We start from the raw sequence: 24,774 nt of genomic DNA, 5'->3' as shown, positions 1-24,774 counted from the left end.
TACAAGATTGGATTGTTAACGTTTGGGCTCGCTCAGAAGCCGTCAAGCGGTTGAGTGACTGCGCACGTAAACTTTAACCAAACATCAACAAGGTTCACTATATACGCAACTATAAGCGACTTAATTTTTGGGTAAGATAAGCCGTATGCCTTTTATTCCTTTATCTTTTTTAATAATTGGTCATGCAGCAGCACAGACAAATAATCGACAGATGAAGTCAGTATTATCCCAAAGGATACAACACCTGTGTAAGCACATTTTTAATGGTCTTAGAAGAGACTATTTTACTCATTAGCTAGGATGTTTTATGAATAATAATATCGATCATACCGACCCAGCCAAAGACATGAATTCTGAGCGTGGTAATGGTGGTGAAACCCATCAGCGCGCAGGCGATGACACCAAAGTATTGACCACCCAACAAGGCGTGGCTATCAGCGACAATCAAAACTCACTAAAAGCAGGCGAACGCGGTCCTACGCTCTTAGAAGATTTTGTACTACGTGAAAAAATCAACCACTTTGACCATGAGCGTATCCCTGAGCGTATCGTCCATGCTCGCGGTAGTGCGGCACACGGTTATTTTGAGCTGACCGAATCATTAGAAGAGTATACAACGGCCAAAATTTTGACCGAAACCGGTAAACAAACACCACTCTTTACCCGTTTTTCGACCGTTGCCGGTAATAAAGGCTCAAAAGACACGCCACGCGATGTACGCGGATTTTCAGTCAAGGTTTATACCGAAGAGGGTAACTGGGATATCGTTGGTAACAACATGCCAATCTTCTTTATCCAAGATGCGATTAAATTTCCGGATTTGATTCATGCGGTTAAACCAGAGCCGGATCGCGGATTCCCGCAAGCGGCATCTGCCCATGATACGTTTTGGGATTTCGTCTCATTGAGCCCTGAAACCATGCACAACTTAATCTGGCTCATGAGTGATCGTGGTCTGCCACGTAGCTTGCGTATGATGGAAGGTTTTGGTATTCACAGCTATCGTTTGATTGACAAAGACGGTAAGAGCACCTTTGTACGTTTCCATTGGAAGCCAGTACTTGGCGTACAGTCAACCACATGGGACGAAGCGGTAAAAATCTCTGGCGCAGATCCTGATTATCATCGCCGCGACTTGTTTGAGTCAATTGATAATGGCATGTATCCTGAGTGGGAGTTTGGTGTTCAGTTATTTACTGAAGAAGAGGCAAACAGCTTCCCATTTGATCATCTTGATGCGACCAAGCTCATTCCAGAAGAGCTAGTGCCCGTAAAAATTGTTGGTAAAATGGTCTTGAATCGCAATGTAGATAATTTCTTTGCCGAAACTGAGCAAGTCGCGTTCTGTCCATCGCATGTCGTACCAGGTATCGACTATAGTAATGATCCACTACTACAAGGGCGTCTATTTAGTTACTTAGATACGCAGTTGTCACGTTTGGGCTCACCAAACTTTGCGCAAATTCCAATTAATGCACCAAAATGCCCGTTTGCCAATAATCAGCAAGATGGTCATATGCAAATGCAAGTGCCTAAGACGCGCGTGATGTATGAGCCACAAAGCCTCGATCCAACGCGTCCACGTGAAAGCGCCAAACGCGGATTTGCCTCATTCCAAGAGCAGATGGATGATGGCGTTAAAGGTCGTATCCGTGCCGAAAGCTTTGCTGATCATTACAGTCAGCCGCGTATGTTCTATCGTAGCCAGACCGATGCAGGCAAGGCACATATTGCCTCTGCTTACGCGTTTGAGCTTGGTAAAGTAGATACTGCGCACGTACGTACTCGTATGCTCAGCCATCTGCCTCATATTGATGAAGACTTGGCGAACCGTGTTGCAAGTGCGCTTGGTATGGAATTACCAGAGCCTGCTGATGCCGCCGCTCCTGTACAGGATCTTGGTACTTCTGAAGCACTGCAAACCATTGGTATCTCACCGAAGAGTTTGAAAGGTCGCCTAATCGGTATCTTGGTTGCTGAAGGTTCTAGCCATAGTGAAGTCAAGAAGTTTGAACAAGCCGCTATCGACGCTGGTGCTAGCGTCAAGATCGTCGCGCCTAACAAAGAAGTAACGCTAGACGATGGTACGCACATCCAAACGGACGAGCGTCTCGCTGGTGGCCCTTCTGTGCTCTTTGACGCTGTTGTTAGTATCATCATGCATCCACCAGCCAAAAAGCTGGCCATGGACAGCGCAGCGTTAGACTGGTTCAATGATGCTTATGCGCATTGCAAAGCGATTGCTTATTGTCCTGCGACTGAAGAACACATCTTGAGCAAGTTACCTATCGAAAAAGATGCGTTTGTGACGCCGCTTGATGATGTTGCTGGTTTTATCGAAAATGCTAAGACCCGTCTTTGGGAGCGTGAGCCAAAGGTACGTGACTTGGCGTAATTGATGGCATAAGCTTTAAATCTATAAAGTAAGTTCTTAATGTAGAAAACCCAGCCTAAGTGCTGGGTTTTTGCATTTTTACTGACAAGACAAATATCGTCATTAATGACGTTACGTATTATGCGACTATTATCAACCGTATCTATAGTCACAAGCGTTCACTCAAAGTCATTTTTTTTAAATTGACGGGCGCTATACTAAATAGTATCTATAGGATGGAACACAAGCCTCATCATAATAATGAGGATGAATGCGGTAAGGAATACCAATGAGTCTATGTGAAATCGTACGTCTAGAGGGCTATATCCAGAGTAGCTACTTGGCAGTATATCCAGATAAAATCATGCTGCTAGATGGCTGTTGCCGTGCCGATGTGCCGATGGTACTCAGCTATGTCAAGACGACCTTAAAACGACCGATAACGGACCTAAAAGTCGTGGTAGTCACACACATGCACCCTGATCATGCAGGCGGTGCGCGTAAGTTTCGACAAGAGACAGGGTGCCTTATTGTCTCTGCTGACAAGAAAGATCAGTGGTACGGCGGTATTGGTGGACGAGCGATGCATTTTGTCGATATAAATCTAGGGTATTATGTGGCTAGACGGCAAGGTCGCCCATTTAAAAACCTATATTACTCAGCAAGCCTTAAGCCAGATATCACTGTCACAGAAGGTGATCTTATGCCAATGTTTGATGAATGGCAAGTATTAGAGACACCAGGACATACGGATCGTGATCTGTCTTTATTCCATCTGCCCAGTCGCCAAGTATATACGGCTGATTTGATCATCAAGTTACGCCATAAGTTCGTGGCGCCGTTTCCTGTCTATGATCCCAAAGCCTATCTTGAATCGCTATACAAGATAAGAGATTTAAAACCGTCAATGGTGATGATGGCACATGGTAGGGAGCGGGCGATGAGTATGACAGAATTTGATGAATTCATCGCTCAAGCGCCTAAATATCCACGTACAATCAAAGATACAATCAGACATAAATTACGATGGCGTAAGAAAGATCACTTCCAACTCTTTAAACGTCGACACAAAAAATAGAGATAAAATAAAAAGAGTAGGATTAAAACATGCAGACGAAAAAAAGCCCAGTTACTACGATAGTAACTGGGCTTTTCGAATATGGTGGGCTGTCCGCGACTCGAACGCGGGACCAATTGATTAAAAGTCAACTGCTCTACCAACTGAGCTAACAGCCCTGAGAAGCGTATAAAAATTGCACTGCAATTTTAGCTTCGCAAGAGAAAATTCTTTAAATAGAATTTTCTAAAAGTTATACTAACAATAAATGTATATTATTGCCAACAAGAGTAATTCATTTAAAAAAGAAATTACTTAGAACTAACTTTATTAAGCAACTACCGAATAGGGTAGAACGATTAATAAAGATCAAGCTAAATATGGTGGGCTGTCCGCGACTCGAACGCGGGACCAATTGATTAAAAGTCAACTGCTCTACCAACTGAGCTAACAGCCCATATTTACCCGTTCAGATAATTTGTATCCCTAAACGTGAGAGCACATTATATATATAATTATGACAATTACAACCCCATGAGCTAAAAAAAGTGTAAATCTCTTATAAAATTGCTTATTTCTTTGGTTTTTTATCATTGAGCGACTATTTGAACCCAAATATTTGCTCGAAAGGCATTATTCATTTGTTACTAGTCGCGAGAAAGTGCCTCGACGGGATCAAGTTTGGCCGCATTACGCGCAGGCAAGAAGCCGAAGATAACGCCAATCAGCGTCGAGCAAACAAACGCGGCAATAATAGAAGTTGGTGAATAGATGACTTTGAAACTGTCACCGCCCACACGATTGATCAATTCACCAATGGCGAAGGCCAGTCCAATCCCAAGTAAACCGCCCAAGATACAGACTAAGACTGCCTCAATCAAGAACTGCTGCATGATATCACTTTGGCGCGCACCGACTGCCATACGCACGCCAATCTCATTAGTACGCTCAGTGACGGATACTAGCATGATATTCATGACGCCAATACCGCCGACGACTAAGGAGATGATGGCAATGGATGAGATCAGTAAAGTCATGGCAGTCGTCGTTGACTCAATCGTCTGGCGAATAGAGTCTGAATTGCGTATGCGAAAGTCATCAGTACCGTGACGGCTTATCATCAATTGCGAGATAGCAGATTCAGCAGCGGAAGAAGAGATATTGTCATCAATCAGTGCCACAAAGCTTTCGATGTTCGAGCCGCCTTTGATGCGCGACATCATCGTGGTATAGGGCATATAGAGCGTCGGTGTGTCGACACTGCGGCCAAAACCACCATCATTGGGCGCAAGGACACCGATCACACGTCCAGGTACGCTACCGATGAGCAGTACTTCGCCGATGGGGTTGGCATTATCCGGAAAAAAGGTTCGCTTGGCACTGTCATCAATAATGATGTCCTGCATACGGCGGTCGATACTTTGCGCATCAAAGCCTTGACCCTGTGTTAGCGTCTCACCACTGACGGTCAGGTAGTCTTTACCAACGCCGCTGACACTAGCCGCCTCCTGTATGTTGCGGTAGCGCACGTTCATATTGCTATCGAGCTGTGGACTGACGCTGATGACATAAGGCTGGTTTTCGACGGCCTCAGCGTCTTGCGGGGTCAGATTATCATCGTTGTACTGACGCCTTGGGTCACCATAAGGATAACCATCACTGATGGTGATGGTATTGGTGCCAAGCGCACTGATATTCTCTAAAATTTGTGCCTGTGAGCCTTTGCCAAGCCCAACCACTGACACGACTGAAGCGATACCGATGATAATACCCAACATCGTGAGCAGAGTACGCATCTTATGAGCACGCATCGCTAGCAAGGACATTTTGAATGCTTCGAGCAGACGATCAATAAAGCTACTAAACACGCTCTTGCGATTGTTGTCTAAGATAGGTTCTGGTTGGTTATGGGTCTGCTGATAGTTGTCGTTTTTGTAATCTGCAATTACATAACCGTCTTTGAGCTCAATGACTCGCTCAGCTTGCGCCGCAAGTTTGGGGTCATGCGTGACCATAATGATCGTATGACCTTGATCATTAAGGTCATGTAGTATTTTCATCACATCTTCGCCAGATTTACTGTCAAGCGCACCTGTTGGCTCATCTGCAAGGATAATATCGCCACCGTTCATGAGCGCCCGCGCAATGGAGACACGCTGCTGCTGCCCCCCTGAGAGCTGATTTGGGCGGTTATTGATCTTTTCTCCCAACCCCAAGTCTGCTAGGAGCTTTTCGGCACGATCACTACGAGTTTGACCATCCATCCCTGCATATACAGCAGGGACGGAGACATTATCCCTCGCACTGATATCGCCGAGCAGATGGTAGCGCTGAAAGATAAAACCAAAATGCTCACGGCGCAATTTTGCTAACTCATCGGCGTCTAGGCGGTTGACGGATTGACCGTATATTTTATATTCGCCAGCCGTAGCTTGATCCAAGCAGCCCAAAATATTCATCAAGGTCGACTTACCAGAGCCTGACTGACCGATGATGGCAACCATCTCGCCCTGATTGATGGTTAAGTCGATATCATGGAGAACGCGAATGTTTTGTTCACCAGCTTTGAATTCTCTGATCAGCCCTTTGACCTGCATCAATGGAGTGTCTGCTGCGGCATTAGGGTTGGGGCTTTTGGTGTTCATTTACGCTGCTGCCTATATCAGTACTGCTTATATAATGACTTATATAAAATTATAAAACGCTTATCTACCATGACTCGATGCTGGTTTATCTACTTAGGTATTAAAACGGTCTTCCACCTTTACCGCCTTTTTGTGGTCCTTCTTCACTCAGTATCACCTCATCGCCTTTATTCAGGCCACTTAAAATCTGTACATCGACGCGGTTGTTGATACCTGTCTTGACGACTTGCTCAGCCACACTGCCATCCGCTTTTAAGACACGAACTTTGGCTGTTTTTGCATTTGGATCATCGTTAGTTGTGACTGATTTTTCGGTTTTGCCGACAGGCTGTAGGGCAGCAGCAGGAATAAGTAAGACGTTCTTTGCTTGATTGATCACGACATAAACCTGTGCCGTCATGTCAATACGAAAGCGGCGATCGGTGTTAGGTACTTCGATATAGCCAACATAGTAGATAGCAGAATCGGTTGAGCTGGTGTCACTGATTTGCTCAGGAGCAGGTTCAATTGCTTTGAGCACAGAGTCAAATTTTTGGTCAGGGTTACCAATGATGTTGAAATATACGGGCATACCTGCGTTGACATTGATAACGTCTGCTTCGGAGATTTGCGCGTTGATACGCACGGTCGATAGATCTGCTAATGTGACGATGGTTGGTGCTGTCTGATTAGCATTGACGGTGGTGCCTTGCTCCGTTGTAATCGATACGACTGTACCTGATATCGGTGCACGGATCGTGGTATAGCTCAGATCTTCTTCAGCTGTGCTGACGTTGGTCTGTGACTTACGTAGCGCCGCTTGCTGGCTGTTGATATTGGCCTCTGTGGTCGCAATCGCGGCTTTGGCCGTGTCGATAGCAGCACGGGCATTGGCAACGGCTGCTTTTGCGGTCTCAACGCTAGTCGCTTGTGTGTCATATTCCTGTTGGGAGATGGCATTGATAGCGACTAAGTCTTGCAAACGCGCAAAATCAGATTGCGCTTGCTTGAGCTCAGACTGACGACTGGCAAGATCGGCATACGCGCTTTTTAGGCTGGCTTGTTTGCTTAACGATTCTGCTTGTGCGCTTTGGATGGCGGCCACACTTTGCTCAAGGCTGGCTTGTTCGTTGCTCAAGTTGTTTTTTTGGGTCACTTGGTCAATCTGTGCAATCAAATCGCCTTGTTGTACCTCATCACCGACCTCAACGTACAAGCGTTTTACTTCGCCAGATACCTGCGCGCCGACGTCAACGGTATTTAAAGCTTTGACCTTACCGGACGCCATGACATTGTTTTCAATATCACCAATCTCAGCTGTCGCGGTCAGATAGTTGGGGGTGGTCTCTTTCGGTTTTAAGAAGGTATAGGCTAAAGCCCCTAGCGCTACGACGACTAAGGCGATAACGCCCCATTTGATAGCAGACTTTTTGCTCATTTTGCGCATGACAACAATCCAATCACAATTAAATCAAGTGTAGATATAGTAGAGACTTCATGTGCAAAAGGGAATGATAATTAGTTTACGAAAGGTTAAGGCTTGTTTAGAACAAATAACATGACAGAAAATAAGTGGCTGCTAATGGTTGGATATTAGAAAGAATGTATTTAGAAATGGATAACAAAGAGGTGCGTTTTAGAAAGTGTTTTTAGTAGGATGAGTTTGACAAAGAAAGCGATAGGCAGGGGAAATACAGAAAGGCGTGCCCAATTACTAGCATCCAGTCTATCGCATCGCAAACAAGCGCTTCCCTGCTAACTCTAATGCTGCTTGCAATAGAAGCTCCCATGCTGGTTGGCGAATGAGGCCTTTGATGGCTTGGTCACAGCGATAGAGCAGAGCAGGCCACTCGGCGGTTCGTTCTTTTGACTGACGACGGCACGCTTGTTGATAGAGACCCTGCTTGCTACGCCAAATCCCTAGTGCTTGTGGGTCTTGTCCATCCATCAGTTGTATAATTTGCCGCATGTCTTTACTGATTGCCCATAACACTAAAGTCGTTGGCTCATCGGTCGCCTTTAGCTGAAACATGATTTTGGCAACTTGCGTACTATTGCCCGCGAGCATCGCATCAGATAAATCAAACACACTAAATTGAGCGTCACTGACCAAAGCGGCTTGCAAGTCTTTAATGTCCAGTGCAACGTTGTTTACCGGCTGCGTAAAGTTATTAGATTGATCGTTATCTTCATGATTATTACTATTGCTAACAGCTAATTGCGGTGCAAACAGATAAGACAGTCGCCATAGCGTTTGATAAGCACTGAGTAGGTGGTGCTCAGTGTGCGACATGAGTAGCTGCCACGCTTCTTGTGACAGTCGTAATCCAAACTTTTGAGCCTGTATCTGCAACAACTGCTGGCGCTGCTGCTCGTTGTATAAATTGCAATCAATGACATTGCCATATTGAGCAAAAGGGGCAAACCACTTGCTACTCTGACTGCGTTTGTCTTGTTTGGGTGTTAGCCATAATACGCTGTGACTGTGCGCACCTGTTTGCGCCTCAACAGCAAAGCGCTCAAGCTCAGCAATAACCGCTTTGTCGGGTTTATGGTTGCCAGTCACGATTACCGCACTCGCATCATCAAACAAAGACTGGCTACCAAGCTCTGACAATACCTCTTGCCAACTCTTCACCGATATCAGCTCTATGCGCTTGATGGCGTAGTTTTGCGCGCGCCAATGTGGACGCAGTGCGTCAATCAGCCATTGACTAAGCAATGGCTCATCACCATGCGCCAGCCACAAGCCCGCTACCGCAACCGAAGGCTGCAGGAGTTTTGGATAAGCTTGTATAAAGGTATTTTGCATAGCGTGGTAGGACACAGGTTGGTAAGCAGATGATAGCATTTGCAAAAATATGACGAGCGCTGTCGAACTTACTTAGCTAACTAAGTTAGTGCGTACACTCGTTGTTCTTCATACTTAAATGACTGCAAATGGTAGAGATTCATAACAGTATTTGTTAAAAGTTACTTCTCGGGTACGACAACAACCGTTGGCGTTGCGCCTTTATTCATCAGTACAGACTGTTTGGCAGCAGGTGCGACTTTTGGTAGAGAAATCGCCACATATTGATCCGTGATACGGCGTGCTAAGCTGTCATAGAGCCAATCACGAATCTGATCGCCTTGCTGGTCATCAGTACTGACGGATGCTTCATTGTATTGATAGCTACGCTCGACTTGAATGGGATTGGTAAGCGTGACTGGCTTGCCATTCTCGATCGTTTGGTAGCTGACATCAGCAGAGAGTACCAAGCGAATCTCTGTTAATACACCCACCAACTCGTAACGCTTAAAACGCACGTTACTGATATCGATCGCTGCAATCGGTTTAGCACCAGCTTGTTGATTGCTGCGAATCACATCATCAACTGTCATATTGTCAATGACATCGACACCTAACGTGGTTAGGCGGCGTGTCAATGGCAATTTTAGAGGAAATGAGGTGCGATTATCTTCGATAATGACGGCTGTCTTGCTATCATTGAGCAGCATAGGGGTATCATAACCGCGTAGCTGAAAACCGCAACCGCTAAGCCCTGCCGTTGCACCCAATATCGCAAACATGGGTAATGCTGCGAGCATTGCGGTTGCAAGCTTACGCCCACCAGATTTTTTTGCACCAAGGTGTAGTGCGCTTGGCGTTGGTTGTGACTGCTCAGCTCGATGTTTATACAACATAAACGCTATCCTCATATGATAAAAAGGCTTAGAGCACTAAGCCTAGGCGACTAGCCTGCAACCACGATATTAACCAGCTTATTAGGAACGACGATTTCCTTTTTAATCTCGCCTGTGATGAATTTTGCCACACTTTCCATCGTTCGAGCCTGTACTTTTAGTTGCTCAGGATCGCTGTTTGGTGCCACATCCATCTTACCACGCATCTTACCATTGACCTGTACCACCATCGTGATCATGTCCTGTACCAGCGCATTTTCATCAACGGTTGGATAGTCTAGGGTTAAGGTATTAAGTCCTAGCTGCTCAAGCAAATGCTCACCAACGTGCGGCGCATAGACAGACAGCATAATCAGCAGATTGGTCAACGCTTCGTGTTTAACGTGTAGCTCTTGCTCGCTACTGGCGTTAAAAGAAGTTAACTCGTTGGCAAGTTCCATCAGGCTTGATACTGGCGTGTTGAGTGCTAAACGATCACCCAAGTCACTATCAATCTTAGCGATGGTTTCGTGCGTTTTACGGCGCAAATTTTTGGCTTCTTTGCTTAGACCGTCTGTGTTCAAAGTAGCACTATTAAGCGTATCAATGCTCATATTGGCGGCCGTTAGCGCTTGCACATGATCATTGGCAATACGCCACACTTTTTTCACAAAGTTATAAGGACCTTTTAGCGCATCATCTGACCATTCAAGCGTTTGATCCGCAGGTGCAGTGAATAGCGTATATAGACGAACCGTATCAGCACCGTATTTATCAATAGTTAGCTGTGGATCTACGCCATTGTTTTTTGACTTAGACATTTTTTCGATCTTACCAATCGTGACTGGCTGACCATCTGACTTCAAGATAGCTTTGATTGGTTGACCACGTTCGTTGAAGTCGATGTCGATATCTTCTGCAAAGTAGTAGGTCGTACTGCCATCAGCATTGACACGGTAGAACGTACCAGCGAGCACCATGCCTTGCGTCATTAGATTGGCAAATGGCTCGTCGCCAGTGATTAAGTTTTCATCACGCATGAGCTTATGGAAGAAACGCGCATACAATAGATGCATTACCGCATGCTCAACACCGCCCACATATTGATCGACTGGCAACCATTTATTGGCAGCAGACTTGTTGACCATGTTTTGCGCATCAGTTGGGCTAGCAAATCGCGCGTAATACCAGCTTGACTCTACAAAGGTATCAAAGGTATCGGTCTCACGCTCGGCAGGGTTGCCACATTTAGGACAAGTGGTATTGACAAACTCTGGGATGTTTTTAAGCGGATTACCGCGACCATCAGGCACGACATCAGTCGGCAACACAACTGGCAAGTCTTGCTCTTCAACTGGCACCGTACCACAATGCTCACAGTTGATCATTGGGATAGGGCAGCCCCAATAACGCTGGCGAGAAACACCCCAATCCCGCAAGCGATATTGGATTTTTTTCTTAGCAAGCTCTTTTGGCTCAAGCTTGGCAAGCATTGCTTCAAACGCTTGCTCAAAGTCTAGGCCATCAAACTCACCTGAGTTAACCAAAGTATTGCGTTCAGTGTAAGCAAGATTCACTTTACTATCATTTGCTTTAGCATCTGCTTTTAGCTCATCAAAATAGCCATCAGGCGTATTGATGACTTGCTTGATCGGTAGATTGTACTTCACCGCAAATTCATAATCACGCTCATCATGAGCTGGTACCGCCATGACTGCGCCTGAGCCATAGCTCATCAGCACGTAGTTGGCGACCCACACTGGCACTTCTTCCCCAGTCAGAGGATGAGTGACGGTCAGGCCGGTATCCATACCGATTTTTTCGGCTTTAGCAAGATCAGCCTCAGCCACTGAGCCTTTTTTGCACAATGCACAGAATTGAGCGATCATGTCATCGTTTTCAGAGGCGTACTGGGCAAGTGGGTGCTCTGCGGCAACGGCGACATAGGTCACACCCATCAAGGTATCAGGACGAGTGGTGAACACATCTAGCGTGTTTTCTTCACCAGCAAGCTCATAAGGGAAATGTACTTCCATACCGGCACTACGACCAATCCAGTTGCGCTGCATGGTCAATACTTCAGAGGGCCAGTGGCCTTCTAGCTGATCCAAATCATCCAATAGCTCATCGGCATAGTCAGTGATGTTGAAGTAATACATTGGGATATCGCGCTTTTCGACGGCAGCTCCACTACGCCAGCCTTTGCCATCGATGACTTGTTCGTTTGCTAAGACAGTGTTGTCAACAGGATCCCAGTTGACCGTTGATAGCTTTTTATAAACCAAGCCTTTTTTGTACAACTGCAAGAACAACCACTGCTCCCACTGATAATACTCAGGGCTACAAGTGGCAAACTCGCGTGACCAGTCAATAGACAGGCCAAGTAATTTAAGCTGGGCGCGCATGTTGTCGATGTTGGCAAACGTCCATGCAGCAGGCGGGGTCTGATTGGCAATCGCGGCGTTCTCAGCTGGCAGGCCAAAACCATCCCAGCCCATTGGCTGCATGACTTCAAAACCTTTTAGGCGATAATAACGGCTTAATACGTCAGAAATCGTATAGTTACGTACGTGGCCCATGTGCAGCTTGCCGCTTGGATAAGGGAACATCGATAGCATGTAACGACTTGGCTTGTCGCTTGGCTCATTGCTGACTTCAAAGCGCTTGTCAGTATCCCATTTGGTCTGCTGCGCGGCTTCTATCGCTTGTGGGTTATAATAATTGTTTTCTGCTTGGTCTGCTGTCACGGCGTTGCTCATAGTCGGCTCGAAATTGGTTGATACTGATTTATTTAATACGGATTTGTTTAATACTGATCAAAATAGGTGGAATTTGACAATGCCATAGCATAGCGTAATTTGGCAAAAATTGCGATTGATTGTGACGTTGTTATAGTTGAAGATAGGGGTGTAGTCTTTATAAACAGATGTTCTATTAATCACCTAATACAGTAGATACAACATGAGTGAAATTATTCTTAAGAAACCTGTCAGTTTACTTAACCGTGACGTTAAGTTTGATTTAAAAGAGTTCTTTATCCAAGCTTCTTCTACTGTAGCAGGCACTGCCATTCAAGTTGCTACTGCTAATCCTATTGGAGCGTTGACGAGTATAGTCAAAGGCTTATCAAGTACTTCTAAAGCAATCTCACTGGAGGATGTTCCAGTAGAGCAGAGAGCTTGGCTGCTTGTTGTGACTTCTTTAACGCATGCTATCGCTAAGATATTAGAAGATTTTAATGACTTATTTGAAAATAATATTGAAAAGTCTCAACTGAACACAGTTAGTGAGCAACTTACTAACCAAGTTAACGAGATAGAAATTACATTAACGAATGAATTTTTCAACAATCCGCATCAATTATCTTTTTTAAATGATCTATCGCCCATCTTAAAGAACTGGCTACAACAACTTGGACTGAATGATAGTCAAGCCAGCTCATTTATTTACCAGTTTAAATCACAATTTCCCATGTCGTTACACCATGAATGGGGTACGAATCCAGCTTATTATGCTCTAATTGTTGAAAAGCTAGATACACCGTTCAATACTGCAAATAGATTGCAAAGACAAGCATCAGAATATCGCTATTGGTTACAGCAACAGGTTAGTGAGCGTGTCTTTGAAGAAGCGTTTGGGCTTAAGCAAATATACGTTCCTCTACGGGCTTATTACATACAAACAGAAGAAGATAGTAATGATAAGACACTTGATAATGATGTGATAGAAGCTGGAAATAGCAATATTCTTAGATCTAATCGTAATGAAAATATGGTCAAAACAGTTTGTAATCTGCACGAAGAAATTGATAGATGGATTACGCAAAGCGATGCCGAAGATAATTTAAAAGTGATTAGTGGTGGGCCTGGTTCAGGGAAGTCGTCCTTTGCTAAAATTCTAGCCTCAGAGTTGGCTGAGAAATCCGATATACCTGTCTTATTTATACCTTTACATCGTTTTAAGATAAGTCATTACTTACCAGCAGCTATTAAGGAGTTCCTTGATAATCATAGCATTTTAACTCGAGATAACTTACTAGAAGAGCCAAAGTTGCTTCTCATATTTGATGGTCTAGATGAGCTATCAATGCAAGGATCTAATTCAAAAGAAGTAGCAAATAACTTTACAGAAGAATTGAAAGAAGTATTGAGAGAAAAAAGAAGTTTAAACTGGAAAGCAATAGTTACAGGTCGCGAATTATCTATACAGCAACAGCAAAATAAGTTGAAGAAGCGAAAAACTGTTTTGTATCTACTTCCATACTTTATTAATGAAGATGACAGAGAAGATTTTAACGATGTACATAATCTATTACTAGAGGATCAACGTGATGAATGGTGGCAGAAATTTGGTGAGTTAAAAGGTAAGGACTTTGCTAAGTTGCCTTCGATACTGGCGACTGAGCATTTAGAACCTATAACGAAAGAGCCTTTACTGAATTATCTCCTATCACTGAGTTATTTGAGACAAGACATTAATTTTACAGAAGATACCAACCTTAACCAAATATATGCAGATTTACTAGACTCAGTCCATGAGCGGAAATATACAGGTAGTCGTACTCATATAGGAATAAATAATCTTGAAAAAAATAATTTTATACGAATTCTTGAAGAAATCGCTTTAGCAGTTTGGCATGAAAACGGTCGCACCGCTAGCATCGATAAGATCATGGTACGTTGTAAAGAAGCTGGAATTGCGAACTATTTTGATGAGTTTAAAGACGATGCGGAGTCAGGCGTTATTCGGCTATTGATGGCATTTTATTTTAGAGAGTTCGATGGTAGTCAAGGAAGTAAAACATTTGAATTTACTCATAAAAGTTTTGGTGAGTATCTAACAGCAAGGCGAATAATGCTTGAACTAGAAATAATGTCAGAAGAAGTTGCACGTAGTAGAAGTCGTGCTGGAACTGGATGGACGCTTGAAGAAGCATTTGAGAAATGGATAAGACTTTGTGGACCACAACCATTAGATGATTATTTAGAGAACTTCTTAAGCGGAGAAGTGAAAATATTAATGAATAAAGATGTGGAGATTATAGAAAGTTATCAAAGGTTGATCGTAAGTTTAATACAGTCAGCTATCAATCACGAGTCTCCTGTTAAGAGGCTGGGTTTATCTACTTTTAACAAAGATCTAAAATATAAGAGAAACTCTGAAATAGCTTTGCTAAAAATACATTCAGTTTTAGCACAAGCTACTGATAAAGTGTTTGATGGCGCCAAGTACGATAATCGGGATGCTTTTAGTAATTGGTTTAAAACCCTAGACTACAATATTAATGCTAACTTGAACCACTTAACTATTAGTAATACGTATGCTGGGTCAGTACTTTTAATGAGTAATTGTACTAGAGCAAATTTTGAAAACATCAATTTTAATTTGTCTACCTTATGGCATACTAATTTTCATAGAGCGAGTCTAATAGAAGCTTCTTTTTATTACTCGAATCTTTGTGATGCAACTTTTGATGAAGCAAACCTTGAACGTGCTGAGTTTGATTGGACTATGATGTCAAGAGCTAGTTTCGTAGGATCAAATCTAAAAAATGCTTCTTTTAACAGTGTAAATATGGAAGGTGTAGATTTTACTAATGCTAACCTCGAAAATGCTAACTTTGAAAATACCAACCATGAAAAAGCGATTTTTACTGGAGCAAACTTAAAGGGTACTATTTTAGAAAGTCTATACTCATTAGAAGAAAAATCAGAGGAGGAAGAATGACCATCACTATTTACGGTATCAAGTCGTGCAGCACGATGAAAAAGGCATTCACTAAACTAGATGAGCTAGGCGTTAGCTATGAGTTTCACGATTATAAAAAACAAGGCATTGACAAGGCAACGGTACAGCGCTGGGTTAACGAACTAGGTATTGATAAAGTGTTGAACAAACGCGGTACGACATGGCGCAAGCTAGACGACAGTCAAAAGCAAGCGGCTGATACCAGTGTAGACGCTGCGATAGCGTTACTGGTAGAAAATACCAGCATGATCAAACGTCCAATTGTAGAAGGTCAGTTGGCAGATAAAGATCGAGCAATATTGCTGTGCGGTTTTGATGAAGCGGATTTTGAGCGTATGTTTGGTTAAAAACGGGCATAAAGAGCCCGAGCTAATAAACTCTTAGCTCGGGCTTAATAACGCCAACAATAAACCAAATTACACTAAAGCCCCAAATAATGAGCACATAGAGGCGAATTTGCTCCGCTGTCCAATCAAGGGCAAACCAGTCAATCATAAAAAACGACTTCCAGCCCTCTATCCATTTTGCACCGCCATAGCCGATAATCCACCAACAATAGATACTTTGTATTATGAATAGTAAAAACCATAGCGTGAGAGACATGATTGCTTCCTGTGTTTGACGCTATGAGGCCTCTATCTCACGGCTGATCAGCGTACCGACCCCTTCGTTAGTGAAAATCTCTAGCAAGGTGGCATGAGGAACGCGTCCATCGACGATAACGGCACTTTTAACACCGCTACGTACCGCATCAAGCGCACACTGTATTTTGGGAATCATACCGCCTGAGATCGTGCCATCTTCGATTAAGGCATCGACTTTCTTGGGTGTTAGCCCAGTCACTACCTCGCCGTCACGGCCCAATACACCTTTGATATTGGTCAATAGCATTAGTTTCTCTGCTTGCAAAAACTCAGCCACTTTACCAGCGACCAGGTCAGCGTTGATATTGTAGGTATTGCCTTCTTTATCAACGCCAAGTGGTGCGATAACAGGAATAAAATCAGAGGCAATGAGCATATTGATGACGTCTTTATTGACACTCACCACGTCGCCCACGAACCCTAAATCTACAGGGACAGCGATACCGTCTGCGCCAATTTTTTCCATCATCAGTTTTTTTGCCTGAATCAAGTTGGCATCTTTACCCGTGAGGCCAATTGCGCGACCGCCGTGTTTGTTAATTAGGCTAACAATCGATTTGTTGACACTGCCGCCCAATACCATTTCTACGATATCCATGGTGCTTTTGTCAGTGACGCGCATGCCATCGATACGGTCTGATTGACGGCCGAGCTCTTTTAGTAAGTTATCAACTTGTGGACCACCACCATGTACAACGACTGGATGCATACCGACCGTTTTTAGCAAGACAATATCGCGTGCAAATGAGCTTTCAAGCTCAGGATCGGTCATGGCATTGCCGCCGTATTTCACCACGATGAGTTTATCAACAAAGCGCTGAATATAGGGCAGTGCAGTAGTTAATACTTCAGCGGTGTTTTTGGCGTCATCTAGATTAAGCGTCATTCCTAACTCCTAAAGGGCGGGTTTTAAAAGGGTTGTTCTTTTTAGCATATTTAATTGGTACAGGTTTTAAAGCAGTTATTCAGCAGGCATGGCGACAATCTGTGTTGCCAGCTCTGCATTAAATGGGCGACACAACGCGGCAAAGGTCGCTTGAATGTCTTTTAGGTCATGCATACTGTCACCAGCGAAGCGTGCAGTCAGGCTATTACTGGTATTTGATTGACGCAGTACGCCAAATCCGTGCGCAAAATCCAAGCGGACACCATCTATGCAGCTAAGTCTAGTGCCTGCTGGTAATAAAGACTTGGCTTGTTCGACAGCTATATGGGATCTGACAAAGGAGCAAGTACAGACTGGTGACTCACATATAGCAGCTGGTAGATTAGCGGCGTCTAGTCGGTAATCATAACTGTCAAACAAATCAGCATGAGTAGTCACGCTCGCTAGGTCTTGCAAGTAAGTACAAACCCTCGTTAATTGCTCCATAATTGAGCAATCTGTCCTAGCAGTCTGCGGCACCGGCAAATAATGATCAGCCGTACTGACCATGGCTGGCAAGCGTTGGAGAATATCTGTTAGCGCATTTTTATCATCTAAGATATTACGAGATTTAGCAAACCAATGTAGTAAGCGTAATGCAGCATATATGGCATCATCATAAGGGATAAAGCGGCCATCATTAAAAATAAAATGTCCTGATAGCTCACCTGCAAAGATAATTTGACTATCAAGATGCTGTACCTGTTGGCGCATAAAGCTGCTACCAGTCTTGCTAATCACTGGCATCGCGCCAAGATCTGCCAGTAGCTTCGGCAGATGATGCGCGCATTTAATATCAAATAGCACCTCAGACGCTAAGGAGTTGGTTAAAGAATCCGGACGTTCTGTAATGGCAATGCGTGCCAATAAGTAGAGTAGGTGATCAGGCATGACCACTTTGCCGTCATTATCGACGATCATCAAACGATCACCATCACCATCAAATGCCAGACCAATATCGGCATGATGAGAAACAACGGCTTGCTGCAGCGCTGTTAGACGGTTGGGCTCGGCTGGATCAGGATTACCAAGAGGAAAACTGCCATCTGGCGTGTCATTGAGCACAATAACATGCTGGCAAAAACGGTCAAATAGGCGCTGAGTGATGTTGCCAGTGGCACCGTGCATACAATCAATAACCACAATCAGATCAAGCTTAGCTGACGTTTTTTGGTTTTTTGTAGGTGCTGTCTGATTATCCTGAGTCAACTGACAAAAGACTTGCTCGATAGCCGCGATATAGACGTCTGCTATTTGCTTGGCAGGCAGTTCTTTAAGCAACGCTCTAGATAATTCTGTATTGCTGCTAATATTTATATGGTGTAAGTCTGATTTTGAGTCTAAGGTTGCTTGCTCGACCTGATTTTTAGATGAGTAATGAGTATGAGAGATTAATTGTTGATACAAGGTTTGTATCTCTACATTACTGGGAGATTTATGATTGACCAGCCACTTGATACCCAATATATCTTTGGCAGAGTGGCTGGCGGTCACAATAATGCCATGGCCTTGATACTGCTTTGCCCAAAATGCCATCATGGGTGTGGTAACAAGACCGAGCTGGATAACGCATAAACCTTGCTGATTCAATACAGTAGCGAGTGTACGTGCAATCGATTCGCTGCCATGACGCATGTCATAGCCAATAACCACGATATTTTTAACACCAACATCGTCAACGCCAGTATTTTGCGTAGTGTCTATGGGCGTATCGGCATTGCTATCGATAGCGGTAATAACATTGGTATCAATACTGGTACCAGTATCAATGGTATTGGCATCACTATTTTTTGTGAATTGGCTGCGTTGAGAGCCATAGAGCTGAGCAAAACGATGGCCGAGCGCTTGTACAAACTCATTGGTAAAATGTTTGTTTGTACCACGGATGTCATAAGCACGAAATAAGGATTGCTGCGCCGCAAAAGATGGCATGGCTTATTCTCCTTATTGACGTGATAAATAGGTGATTATGAATACAAAATGGACAGCGCAACATTCTATTAATGTAAAAAAATAAATCCTAGTCGCTATCTTGGTTATGATTTGGCTTAATGACGATCTAAGTCGCTGTCCAAAAATTACTGGCTAATGGATGGTTACTGACGACCTGAATGCCCAAATCCGCCAGCACCGCGCACGCTTTCATCACTGAATTCTGCGACCACTTCAAACTCAGGACGGGCAACAGGCACCACGATATATTGTGCCATGCGATCGCTTGGATTGAGAACAAAATCATTCTCACTACGGTTCCAGATGCTAACCATCAGCTCACCCTGATAATCGGCATCAATCAACCCAACCAAGTTGCCTAAGACGATGCCATGCTTATGGCCAAGTCCTGAGCGCGGCAATATCATACCAGCATAATTAGGGTCTTGAATATAAACGGCGAGGCCTGTACCTATCAAGTGAGTTTCGCCTGCTTTGATCGTTAAGGGCTCATCAATACAAGCACGTAAGTCGATACCAGCACTGCCATCGGTGGCACGAGTTGGCAAAGAAAATGCTTCATCTTCAGTAATTTTAGGGTTGACCACTTTTACTTGTACAGCTTGCATAACACACTCACTTAACGATTTAGAAGTTTTATAAATTAAGACTATTTAACAATATTGTATAAACAACAATGCTATATAAATAGCAATGCTATATTTTTATTGAATACTTTATTATTTAGCAATTCACTAGAGTATTAACACACTCGCCAAGCCTAAAAATGACATGAAACCGACAATGTCCGTCACGGTGGTCAAAATCACTGAGGCTGATAACGCAGGATCGATATTCATACGTTTTAGCATCAGCGGTATACTAATTCCTGAGACATTAGCCGCAGTCATGTTGATCGCGATGGCAAAGCCAATGACAGCACTAATTTTGATGTCATGAAACCATAATTGGGCAATAAATGCCATGATTATCGCCCAAATGATACCGTTTATCGCGCCAACCCACAGCTCTTTGTTCAGGAGCCAAACTCGGTTAGAACCACCGATTTGACCCATTGCCATACCGCGGATAACGACTGTCAAGGTTTGCGAGCCTGCAATACCGCCCATACTGGCGACCACAGGCATCAATATCGCCAGCGCCACCACTTCTGCCAACACTTCCTCGAACTGTCCAATCACTGCTGCCGCTAGAAGCGCAGTACAGAGATTAATGCCCAACCAGACACTACGGCTTTTAGCACTGGTTAGAATAGGCGCGAACAGCTCTTCATCTTGGCTAACACCAGCAAGGTTTTTCATGGTGCTATCGACATCATCTTGGATAATCTCCATGATGTCTTCGCCATTTAGTTGTCCAACCAGCTCGCCATAGCTGTTCGTCACGGGGGCAAAGCGGATATCTTCTGAGCGAAAAATCGCTGCGGCATCTTGGATATCTAAGCGATCATTAATCGTGATAGCCGTATCAATCAGTTCTGAAACTAACGTTTTTTGGTCATGTTTAATCAGATCTACCAGACTCAATAGCCCAAGTAATTGCTGGCTTTGATCGACCACGAGCAGCTCTTGGCTTTCGTCATCGAGTAGATCCTCGTTTTCGCGTAGCCAATCCTGTACATCCGCCAGATAGATATCATCCCGTATTTGGATAATATCAGGATCCATGTAGCTCCCAACTTCCCAGTCATCATACGTATCAAGTTTATTGACTTGTACGCGCGTTTCTTCATCGAGCGTTGCCATGACTGAGGTACGTACGCTCTCAGTGACAGTATCCAAAATCTCAGAGATGTCTTGGGCATCAAGATCTTGGGTAAATAGCGAGATTTCTTGAGAAGAAATATTCTCTAATAATGGCTGGCGGGTATCGTACTCGAGCTCAGCAAGTACCTCACCTTTAATGCCCTCTGGTACTTGCTCCCAGATGAGTAGGCGGTTTTGAGTCGGGAAAGACTCTAGTAGGCTTGCAATCTCATACTCAGACTGCTTTTCTAAAAACTCTGTAATCGCCTCATATGCTTTATCAGCAACCAAATCCTGCAAATACAGCAGTTTATATTCGGCACTGTATTCAGCCGGATTATAATCTCCTGGTAGCACTGATGGTCGTTCCTGATCGGGCATCGAGGTAGGCATAAGGATTCCAATATCTTTTATAAAGTGTCAATAGTAGCAAATGGCAAAACGTCGGGTTAGCGTTTGCCGAGTTAGTTCTTTTTGGCATCAGCACTGCCAATGTTGATGTTAGCGCTTACCCAATAAAGCGCGAATATTGGCCAAATACTCATCAGCGACCGCTTCTGGATCTTTGGTTGCTTTTTTCTTTTTGGCCTTGGCGGGCCAGTCAACATGATCTTCAGGTAGCTCGTCCAAAAATCTGGACTCTGAGGTGACGCGCATCTGGCCACCAGCACGGCGCTGGGTCGCGAGCGTCAATGTCAGCTCACGACGCGCGCGGGTAATGCCTACGTACATCAGACGACGCTCTTCTTCCACTGTCTCACTCATGATAGAGTTGCGATGCGGCAGCATCTCTTCCTCAAGCCCCATGATATAAACAAAATCAAACTCCAAGCCTTTTGCAGCATGCAAGGTCATTAGATTGACTTTGTTGGTATTCTCTTCTTCTTGCTGTTGCTCAAGCATATCAAGCAAGACCAGTTTACGAATGATGGTATCAATCGTGCGATCTTCGTCTTCTTCCGCGCGATTAATGAGTGACTGAATACTGGTATACAGCATATCGATATTATCAATACGGTTTTTTTCTTGCTGCGGTGTTTTGGCATCGCTACGGACAAAATCAATATAACCCGTCTCATCAATCATCTGACGCACGATTGGCACAGGATCAGGGTGTTGGTCCAGCTCGCGTGTATAGTGCTCGATGAACTCGCCAAACTCTTTTATCGTGCCATAAGCTTTTGATGGCAAAACATGAGCCAAGCCGGCATGAGTACAAGAAGCCAATAGCGAGATGCTGTGTTCTTGTGCAAATAAGCCAAGCTTCTCTAGCGTGGCAGGTCCCATGCCGCGTTTGGGGGTATTAATAATACGCAAAAACGCGCTGTCATCTTCGGGGTTTAATATCAGGCGCAGATAACCCATGATGTCTTTGATTTCACTACGGGCAAAGAACGACTGACCGCCCGATAACTTATAAGGCACTTGCAACTGGCGCAATTGTGCCTCTAGCATACGTGCCTGAAAGTTACTGCGGTAGAGTACCGCGTACTGCTCCCATTCATTGCCGAAACGCAGCTTATGGGTGACGATTTCTTTGGCAACGCGCTCGGACTCATCATCATCATTACGGCAGTTAATGATGCGGATTTTCTCGCCTTGACCTTTATCTGACCATAGTTTCTTTTCAAATAAATGCTCGTTGTTGAGAATAACGGCGTTGGCAGAGGTCAAAATACGGGTGGTTGAGCGATAATTTTGCTCAAGCATGACGATTTTTAGTTTTGGGAAATCTTCTTTTAGCAGTGCCATGTTTTCAGGCTTCGCACCGCGCCACGCATAGATAGATTGGTCATCATCACCCACCACGGTAAAACGACCTTGGGGTCCAACCAAATGCTTAATCATTTCATACTGGGCGGTATTGGTATCTTGATACTCATCGACCAATAGATAACGAATACGGTTTTGCCATTTGTCGCGCAGTTCTCTATTTTCACGTAATATTTTGGTTGGTAGTACAATCAAGTCATCAAAATCGACCGCGTTGTAAGCGCGCAAGTTACGCTCATAAAGCGCGTACAAGGTCGCAAAAATCATGTCTTCTGGATCGTCTAACGTCTCCATCGCCTTGTCAGGCTCAATCAAATCGTTTTTCCAGTCGGAAATCATCTTGATCGCTTTACCAACCAGCTCACGACTTTCAGCGCCACTTAAATTGTCGCGCATCATTAGCTCCATGAGCAAACGCTTACTATCATCACTGTCCATGATAGAGAAGTTACCTTTTAGCGGCGTATGAATCAGCTCGTAGCGCAAAAACTGGAGACCAAATTGGTGAAAGGTCGATACAGTCAAACCGCGCGTTTTTTCGCTTGGGAGTAGTTTGCTGACACGGGCTTTCATCTCACGTGCCGCCTTATTAGTAAAGGTCACGGCAGTGATGCGCTCAGCTGGCATGTCGCACTCTTGAATCAGATACGCAATTTTACGCGTGATCACCGAGGTCTTGCCGGAGCCAGCACCTGCGAGCACAAGTAGTGGGCCGGATACGTAGAGCATGGCTTCTTGTTGTTTGGGATTGAGTTGACTCATAACGTGACCTGTAAGACAAAAGCAAAAAGAGGGTAGCGCTGATATAGCACAAATAGATGAGCGCGATGCGTATCACCAAAATCAATATCGTAGAGATATCTTAATAATGTTTGTTATAAGGATAATAGAATTTAAGGTTTGATGATGACATATCGTAAAATTAGGTGGGTCATTATAAAGCAAAAATGGTCACTTTGGGGGAGGAGTTGGGTGATGAAAATAGGGTATGAGCGCACTTGATTTTTGATAAATAGCGTGACAGCGTTTGCGTATCGAACAAAGCATGGATTTGGGGTTAATATAAGGTAACGTCTATATCATAATTTTTGGTAAAAAAAACACATTTTGTTTCATAGAAAATGACCGTCGAATACAGTTAAAAACTAGCTTTTAGGCACTGATATGCGTATAGTACGTAAATAATTTATGCCAGTTGTCACGTCATTATTAACCACGTGTAATGAGCTATTAAATCAATTAAGTACGCAGTCAGATATGATATTGATTTAATACGTTGATCTTACGTTGTTAGAAGATGCGTTGGGCGACCAGCCTTTATCCGCGTGCATACCGGAATCTCTACAGTTGGTCAGGTCTGACATCGTCGTTAATAAGCTTGATAATTGGTTATTACCAGCAAAATACCTAACATGTGACTCAATGACAGTTACTTAAACACAGTGTCAGTGAATGACAGTTGCTTTGTGTTTTCGTCTGCGTTATACCTGTCGTGAGGCGACCTTAATGGGTCAGTGCCTGCGCTGTGTCTAACACTCGATTGGGTGAGGAGCACGTATTATCATGTCTGCTTTTAATTGGTCAGCAGTTGCTTTTATCTTAGCCGCCATTGGGCTAGTTGTCTTTATGCTGGTGGTACCGCGTTTACTTGGCGGTCGCTCTCAAGGCTTACAAAAAGAAGAGATATTTGAAGCGGGTGTTGTCGGATCTGGCAACGCCCGTATTCGTTTGTCTGCTAAATTCTATTTGGTCGCGATTTTCTTTGTGATTTTCGATTTAGAGGCACTGTATCTCTACGCGTATTCTGTGTCAGTACGAGAGGCCGGCTGGCTTGGTTTTGCCGCTGCTGCTACCTTTATCACTATTCTGATTATCGGTTTGATTTATGAGCTGAGCTTAGGTGCGATGAACTGGGCACCTGCTGACAAGCTGCGCAAAAAGGCACGCTTATATGCCGCGCCTGCTGGCTTTAACTTAGCGGATATCACTAAGTTTGATGGTGCTCACGAGTTGATGGTCGATCCTACTGGTAAAGTGCCTGCGCAATCATCCGGTCAAATCAATGTCTCAAACAATATTGAGACCAATCGCCGTCATCTACAAAACATCGATCATATTAATACCACAGGTAATGTGACTTCTGTGGACTTTGCGACGTCTAGTCAAAAAGATAAAGCTGCGCGTTAATGCCAGTTGATGGTTTTAACGGCTAGGTTTTTTTGTAAAGGACAGGCAGCAAGATATAAAGACACCAGTCTATTGATA

General features: G+C 44.1%; 16 protein-coding genes and 2 tRNA genes. 5 read left to right on the top strand and 13 right to left on the bottom strand.

What is annotated here, in order from left to right; translation table 11 throughout:
• The first annotated feature begins 307 nt into the window (after positions 1-307).
• Both ACTXGK_RS26525 and ACTXGK_RS26520 read left to right on the top strand, forming a co-directional pair.
• A complete protein-coding gene (locus ACTXGK_RS26525) occupies positions 308-2,395 on the top strand; it encodes a catalase (protein WP_443517547.1) in 2,088 nt (695 codons plus the stop codon).
• A 268-nt stretch (positions 2,396-2,663) separates the two neighbouring features.
• Positions 2,664-3,452 carry an MBL fold metallo-hydrolase gene (locus ACTXGK_RS26520; RefSeq protein ID WP_443517548.1) on the top strand — a complete coding sequence of 263 codons (789 nt, stop codon included), beginning with the start codon at positions 2,664-2,666 and terminating at the stop codon, positions 3,450-3,452.
• Positions 3,453-3,534: 82 nt separating this feature from the next.
• On the opposite strand, the gene ACTXGK_RS26515 is transcribed toward ACTXGK_RS26520, so the two are convergent.
• From ACTXGK_RS26515 to leuS, 7 genes are all read right to left on the bottom strand, one after another.
• A tRNA-Lys gene (locus ACTXGK_RS26515) sits at positions 3,535-3,610 on the bottom strand.
• 202 nt (positions 3,611-3,812) lie between these two features.
• A tRNA-Lys gene (locus ACTXGK_RS26510) sits at positions 3,813-3,888 on the bottom strand.
• A 190-nt stretch (positions 3,889-4,078) separates the two neighbouring features.
• On the bottom strand, positions 4,079-6,076 hold the full coding sequence (locus ACTXGK_RS26505) for a MacB family efflux pump subunit (RefSeq protein WP_443517549.1): 1,998 nt from the start codon (positions 6,074-6,076) through the stop codon (positions 4,079-4,081).
• A gap of 100 nt (positions 6,077-6,176) precedes the next feature.
• On the bottom strand, positions 6,177-7,502 hold the full coding sequence (locus ACTXGK_RS26500) for an efflux RND transporter periplasmic adaptor subunit (protein WP_443517550.1): 1,326 nt from the start codon (positions 7,500-7,502) through the stop codon (positions 6,177-6,179).
• Between the two features lie 279 nt (positions 7,503-7,781).
• On the bottom strand, positions 7,782-8,867 hold the full coding sequence (locus ACTXGK_RS26495) for a DNA polymerase III subunit delta (RefSeq protein ID WP_443517551.1): 1,086 nt from the start codon (positions 8,865-8,867) through the stop codon (positions 7,782-7,784).
• A 161-nt stretch (positions 8,868-9,028) separates the two neighbouring features.
• Complete coding sequence (locus ACTXGK_RS26490) at positions 9,029-9,742, bottom strand: LPS-assembly lipoprotein LptE (protein WP_443517552.1); 714 nt, start codon at positions 9,740-9,742, stop codon at positions 9,029-9,031.
• A 50-nt stretch (positions 9,743-9,792) separates the two neighbouring features.
• Positions 9,793-12,480, bottom strand: a complete 2,688-nt coding sequence (gene leuS / locus ACTXGK_RS26485; RefSeq protein ID WP_443517553.1) for a leucine--tRNA ligase — start codon at positions 12,478-12,480, stop codon at positions 9,793-9,795.
• Positions 12,481-12,682: 202 nt separating this feature from the next.
• Between leuS and ACTXGK_RS26480 the strand changes: the two genes are divergently transcribed.
• Entirely contained in the window at positions 12,683-15,448 is a 2,766-nt protein-coding gene (locus ACTXGK_RS26480) for a pentapeptide repeat-containing protein (RefSeq protein ID WP_443517554.1), read from the top strand.
• A complete protein-coding gene (locus tag ACTXGK_RS26475; RefSeq protein ID WP_443517555.1) occupies positions 15,445-15,816 on the top strand; it encodes an arsenate reductase in 372 nt (123 codons plus the stop codon). Before ACTXGK_RS26480 ends, ACTXGK_RS26475 begins: the two co-directional genes overlap by 4 nt.
• 22 nt (positions 15,817-15,838) lie before the next feature.
• Here ACTXGK_RS26475 and ACTXGK_RS26470 read toward each other — a convergent pair whose 3' ends face one another.
• The 6 genes from ACTXGK_RS26470 to ACTXGK_RS26445 form a co-directional block, all read right to left on the bottom strand.
• Positions 15,839-16,072, bottom strand: a complete 234-nt coding sequence (locus ACTXGK_RS26470; RefSeq protein WP_443517556.1) for a hypothetical protein — start codon at positions 16,070-16,072, stop codon at positions 15,839-15,841.
• Between the two features lie 21 nt (positions 16,073-16,093).
• Entirely contained in the window at positions 16,094-16,999 is a 906-nt protein-coding gene (argB, locus tag ACTXGK_RS26465) for an acetylglutamate kinase (protein WP_443517557.1), read from the bottom strand.
• Positions 17,000-17,074: 75 nt separating this feature from the next.
• Positions 17,075-18,970 carry a phosphohexomutase domain-containing protein gene (locus ACTXGK_RS26460; protein ID WP_443517558.1) on the bottom strand — a complete coding sequence of 632 codons (1,896 nt, stop codon included), beginning with the start codon at positions 18,968-18,970 and terminating at the stop codon, positions 17,075-17,077.
• A gap of 164 nt (positions 18,971-19,134) precedes the next feature.
• Complete coding sequence (gene dut, locus ACTXGK_RS26455) at positions 19,135-19,599, bottom strand: dUTP diphosphatase (RefSeq protein WP_394213461.1); 465 nt, start codon at positions 19,597-19,599, stop codon at positions 19,135-19,137.
• 126 nt (positions 19,600-19,725) lie between these two features.
• The gene (gene mgtE, locus ACTXGK_RS26450; protein WP_443517658.1) at positions 19,726-21,117 is read right to left on the bottom strand and encodes a magnesium transporter; all 1,392 of its coding nucleotides are present in this window, start codon (positions 21,115-21,117) and stop codon (positions 19,726-19,728) included.
• Between the two features lie 120 nt (positions 21,118-21,237).
• The gene (locus ACTXGK_RS26445; protein WP_443517559.1) at positions 21,238-23,271 is read right to left on the bottom strand and encodes a UvrD-helicase domain-containing protein; all 2,034 of its coding nucleotides are present in this window, start codon (positions 23,269-23,271) and stop codon (positions 21,238-21,240) included.
• Positions 23,272-24,072: 801 nt separating this feature from the next.
• Between ACTXGK_RS26445 and ACTXGK_RS26440 the strand changes: the two genes are divergently transcribed.
• A complete protein-coding gene (locus ACTXGK_RS26440; RefSeq protein WP_201602164.1) occupies positions 24,073-24,696 on the top strand; it encodes an NADH-quinone oxidoreductase subunit A in 624 nt (207 codons plus the stop codon).
• Positions 24,697-24,774: the final 78 nt, after the last annotated feature.

It is taken from the genome of Psychrobacter sp. T6-5 (assembly GCF_052258485.2).
Taxonomy (GTDB): Bacteria; Pseudomonadota; Gammaproteobacteria; order Pseudomonadales; family Moraxellaceae; genus Psychrobacter.
Note: the sequence above shows the minus strand (reverse complement) of the source record. Positions and strands in the feature narration are given on the sequence as shown.

Excerpts from the sequence above, each read along its gene's own strand:
- ACTXGK_RS26525 (WP_443517547.1), top strand. The coding sequence starts at position 308 with ATGAATAATAATATCGATCATACCGACCCAGCCAAAGACATGAATTCT.
- ACTXGK_RS26520 (WP_443517548.1), top strand. The coding sequence starts at position 2,664 with ATGAGTCTATGTGAAATCGTACGTCTAGAGGGCTATATCCAGAGTAGC.
- ACTXGK_RS26505 (WP_443517549.1), bottom strand. The coding sequence starts at position 6,076 with ATGAACACCAAAAGCCCCAACCCTAATGCCGCAGCAGACACTCCATTG.
- ACTXGK_RS26500 (WP_443517550.1), bottom strand. The coding sequence starts at position 7,502 with ATGCGCAAAATGAGCAAAAAGTCTGCTATCAAATGGGGCGTTATCGCC.
- ACTXGK_RS26495 (WP_443517551.1), bottom strand. The coding sequence starts at position 8,867 with ATGCAAAATACCTTTATACAAGCTTATCCAAAACTCCTGCAGCCTTCG.
- ACTXGK_RS26490 (WP_443517552.1), bottom strand. The coding sequence starts at position 9,742 with ATGTTGTATAAACATCGAGCTGAGCAGTCACAACCAACGCCAAGCGCA.
- leuS (WP_443517553.1), bottom strand. The coding sequence starts at position 12,480 with ATGAGCAACGCCGTGACAGCAGACCAAGCAGAAAACAATTATTATAAC.
- ACTXGK_RS26480 (WP_443517554.1), top strand. The coding sequence starts at position 12,683 with ATGAGTGAAATTATTCTTAAGAAACCTGTCAGTTTACTTAACCGTGAC.
- ACTXGK_RS26475 (WP_443517555.1), top strand. The coding sequence starts at position 15,445 with ATGACCATCACTATTTACGGTATCAAGTCGTGCAGCACGATGAAAAAG.
- ACTXGK_RS26470 (WP_443517556.1), bottom strand. The coding sequence starts at position 16,072 with ATGTCTCTCACGCTATGGTTTTTACTATTCATAATACAAAGTATCTAT.
- argB (WP_443517557.1), bottom strand. The coding sequence starts at position 16,999 with ATGACGCTTAATCTAGATGACGCCAAAAACACCGCTGAAGTATTAACT.
- ACTXGK_RS26460 (WP_443517558.1), bottom strand. The coding sequence starts at position 18,970 with ATGCCATCTTTTGCGGCGCAGCAATCCTTATTTCGTGCTTATGACATC.
- dut (WP_394213461.1), bottom strand. The coding sequence starts at position 19,599 with ATGCAAGCTGTACAAGTAAAAGTGGTCAACCCTAAAATTACTGAAGAT.
- mgtE (WP_443517658.1), bottom strand. The coding sequence starts at position 21,117 with ATGCCCGATCAGGAACGACCATCAGTGCTACCAGGAGATTATAATCCG.
- ACTXGK_RS26445 (WP_443517559.1), bottom strand. The coding sequence starts at position 23,271 with ATGAGTCAACTCAATCCCAAACAACAAGAAGCCATGCTCTACGTATCC.
- ACTXGK_RS26440 (WP_201602164.1), top strand. The coding sequence starts at position 24,073 with ATGTCTGCTTTTAATTGGTCAGCAGTTGCTTTTATCTTAGCCGCCATT.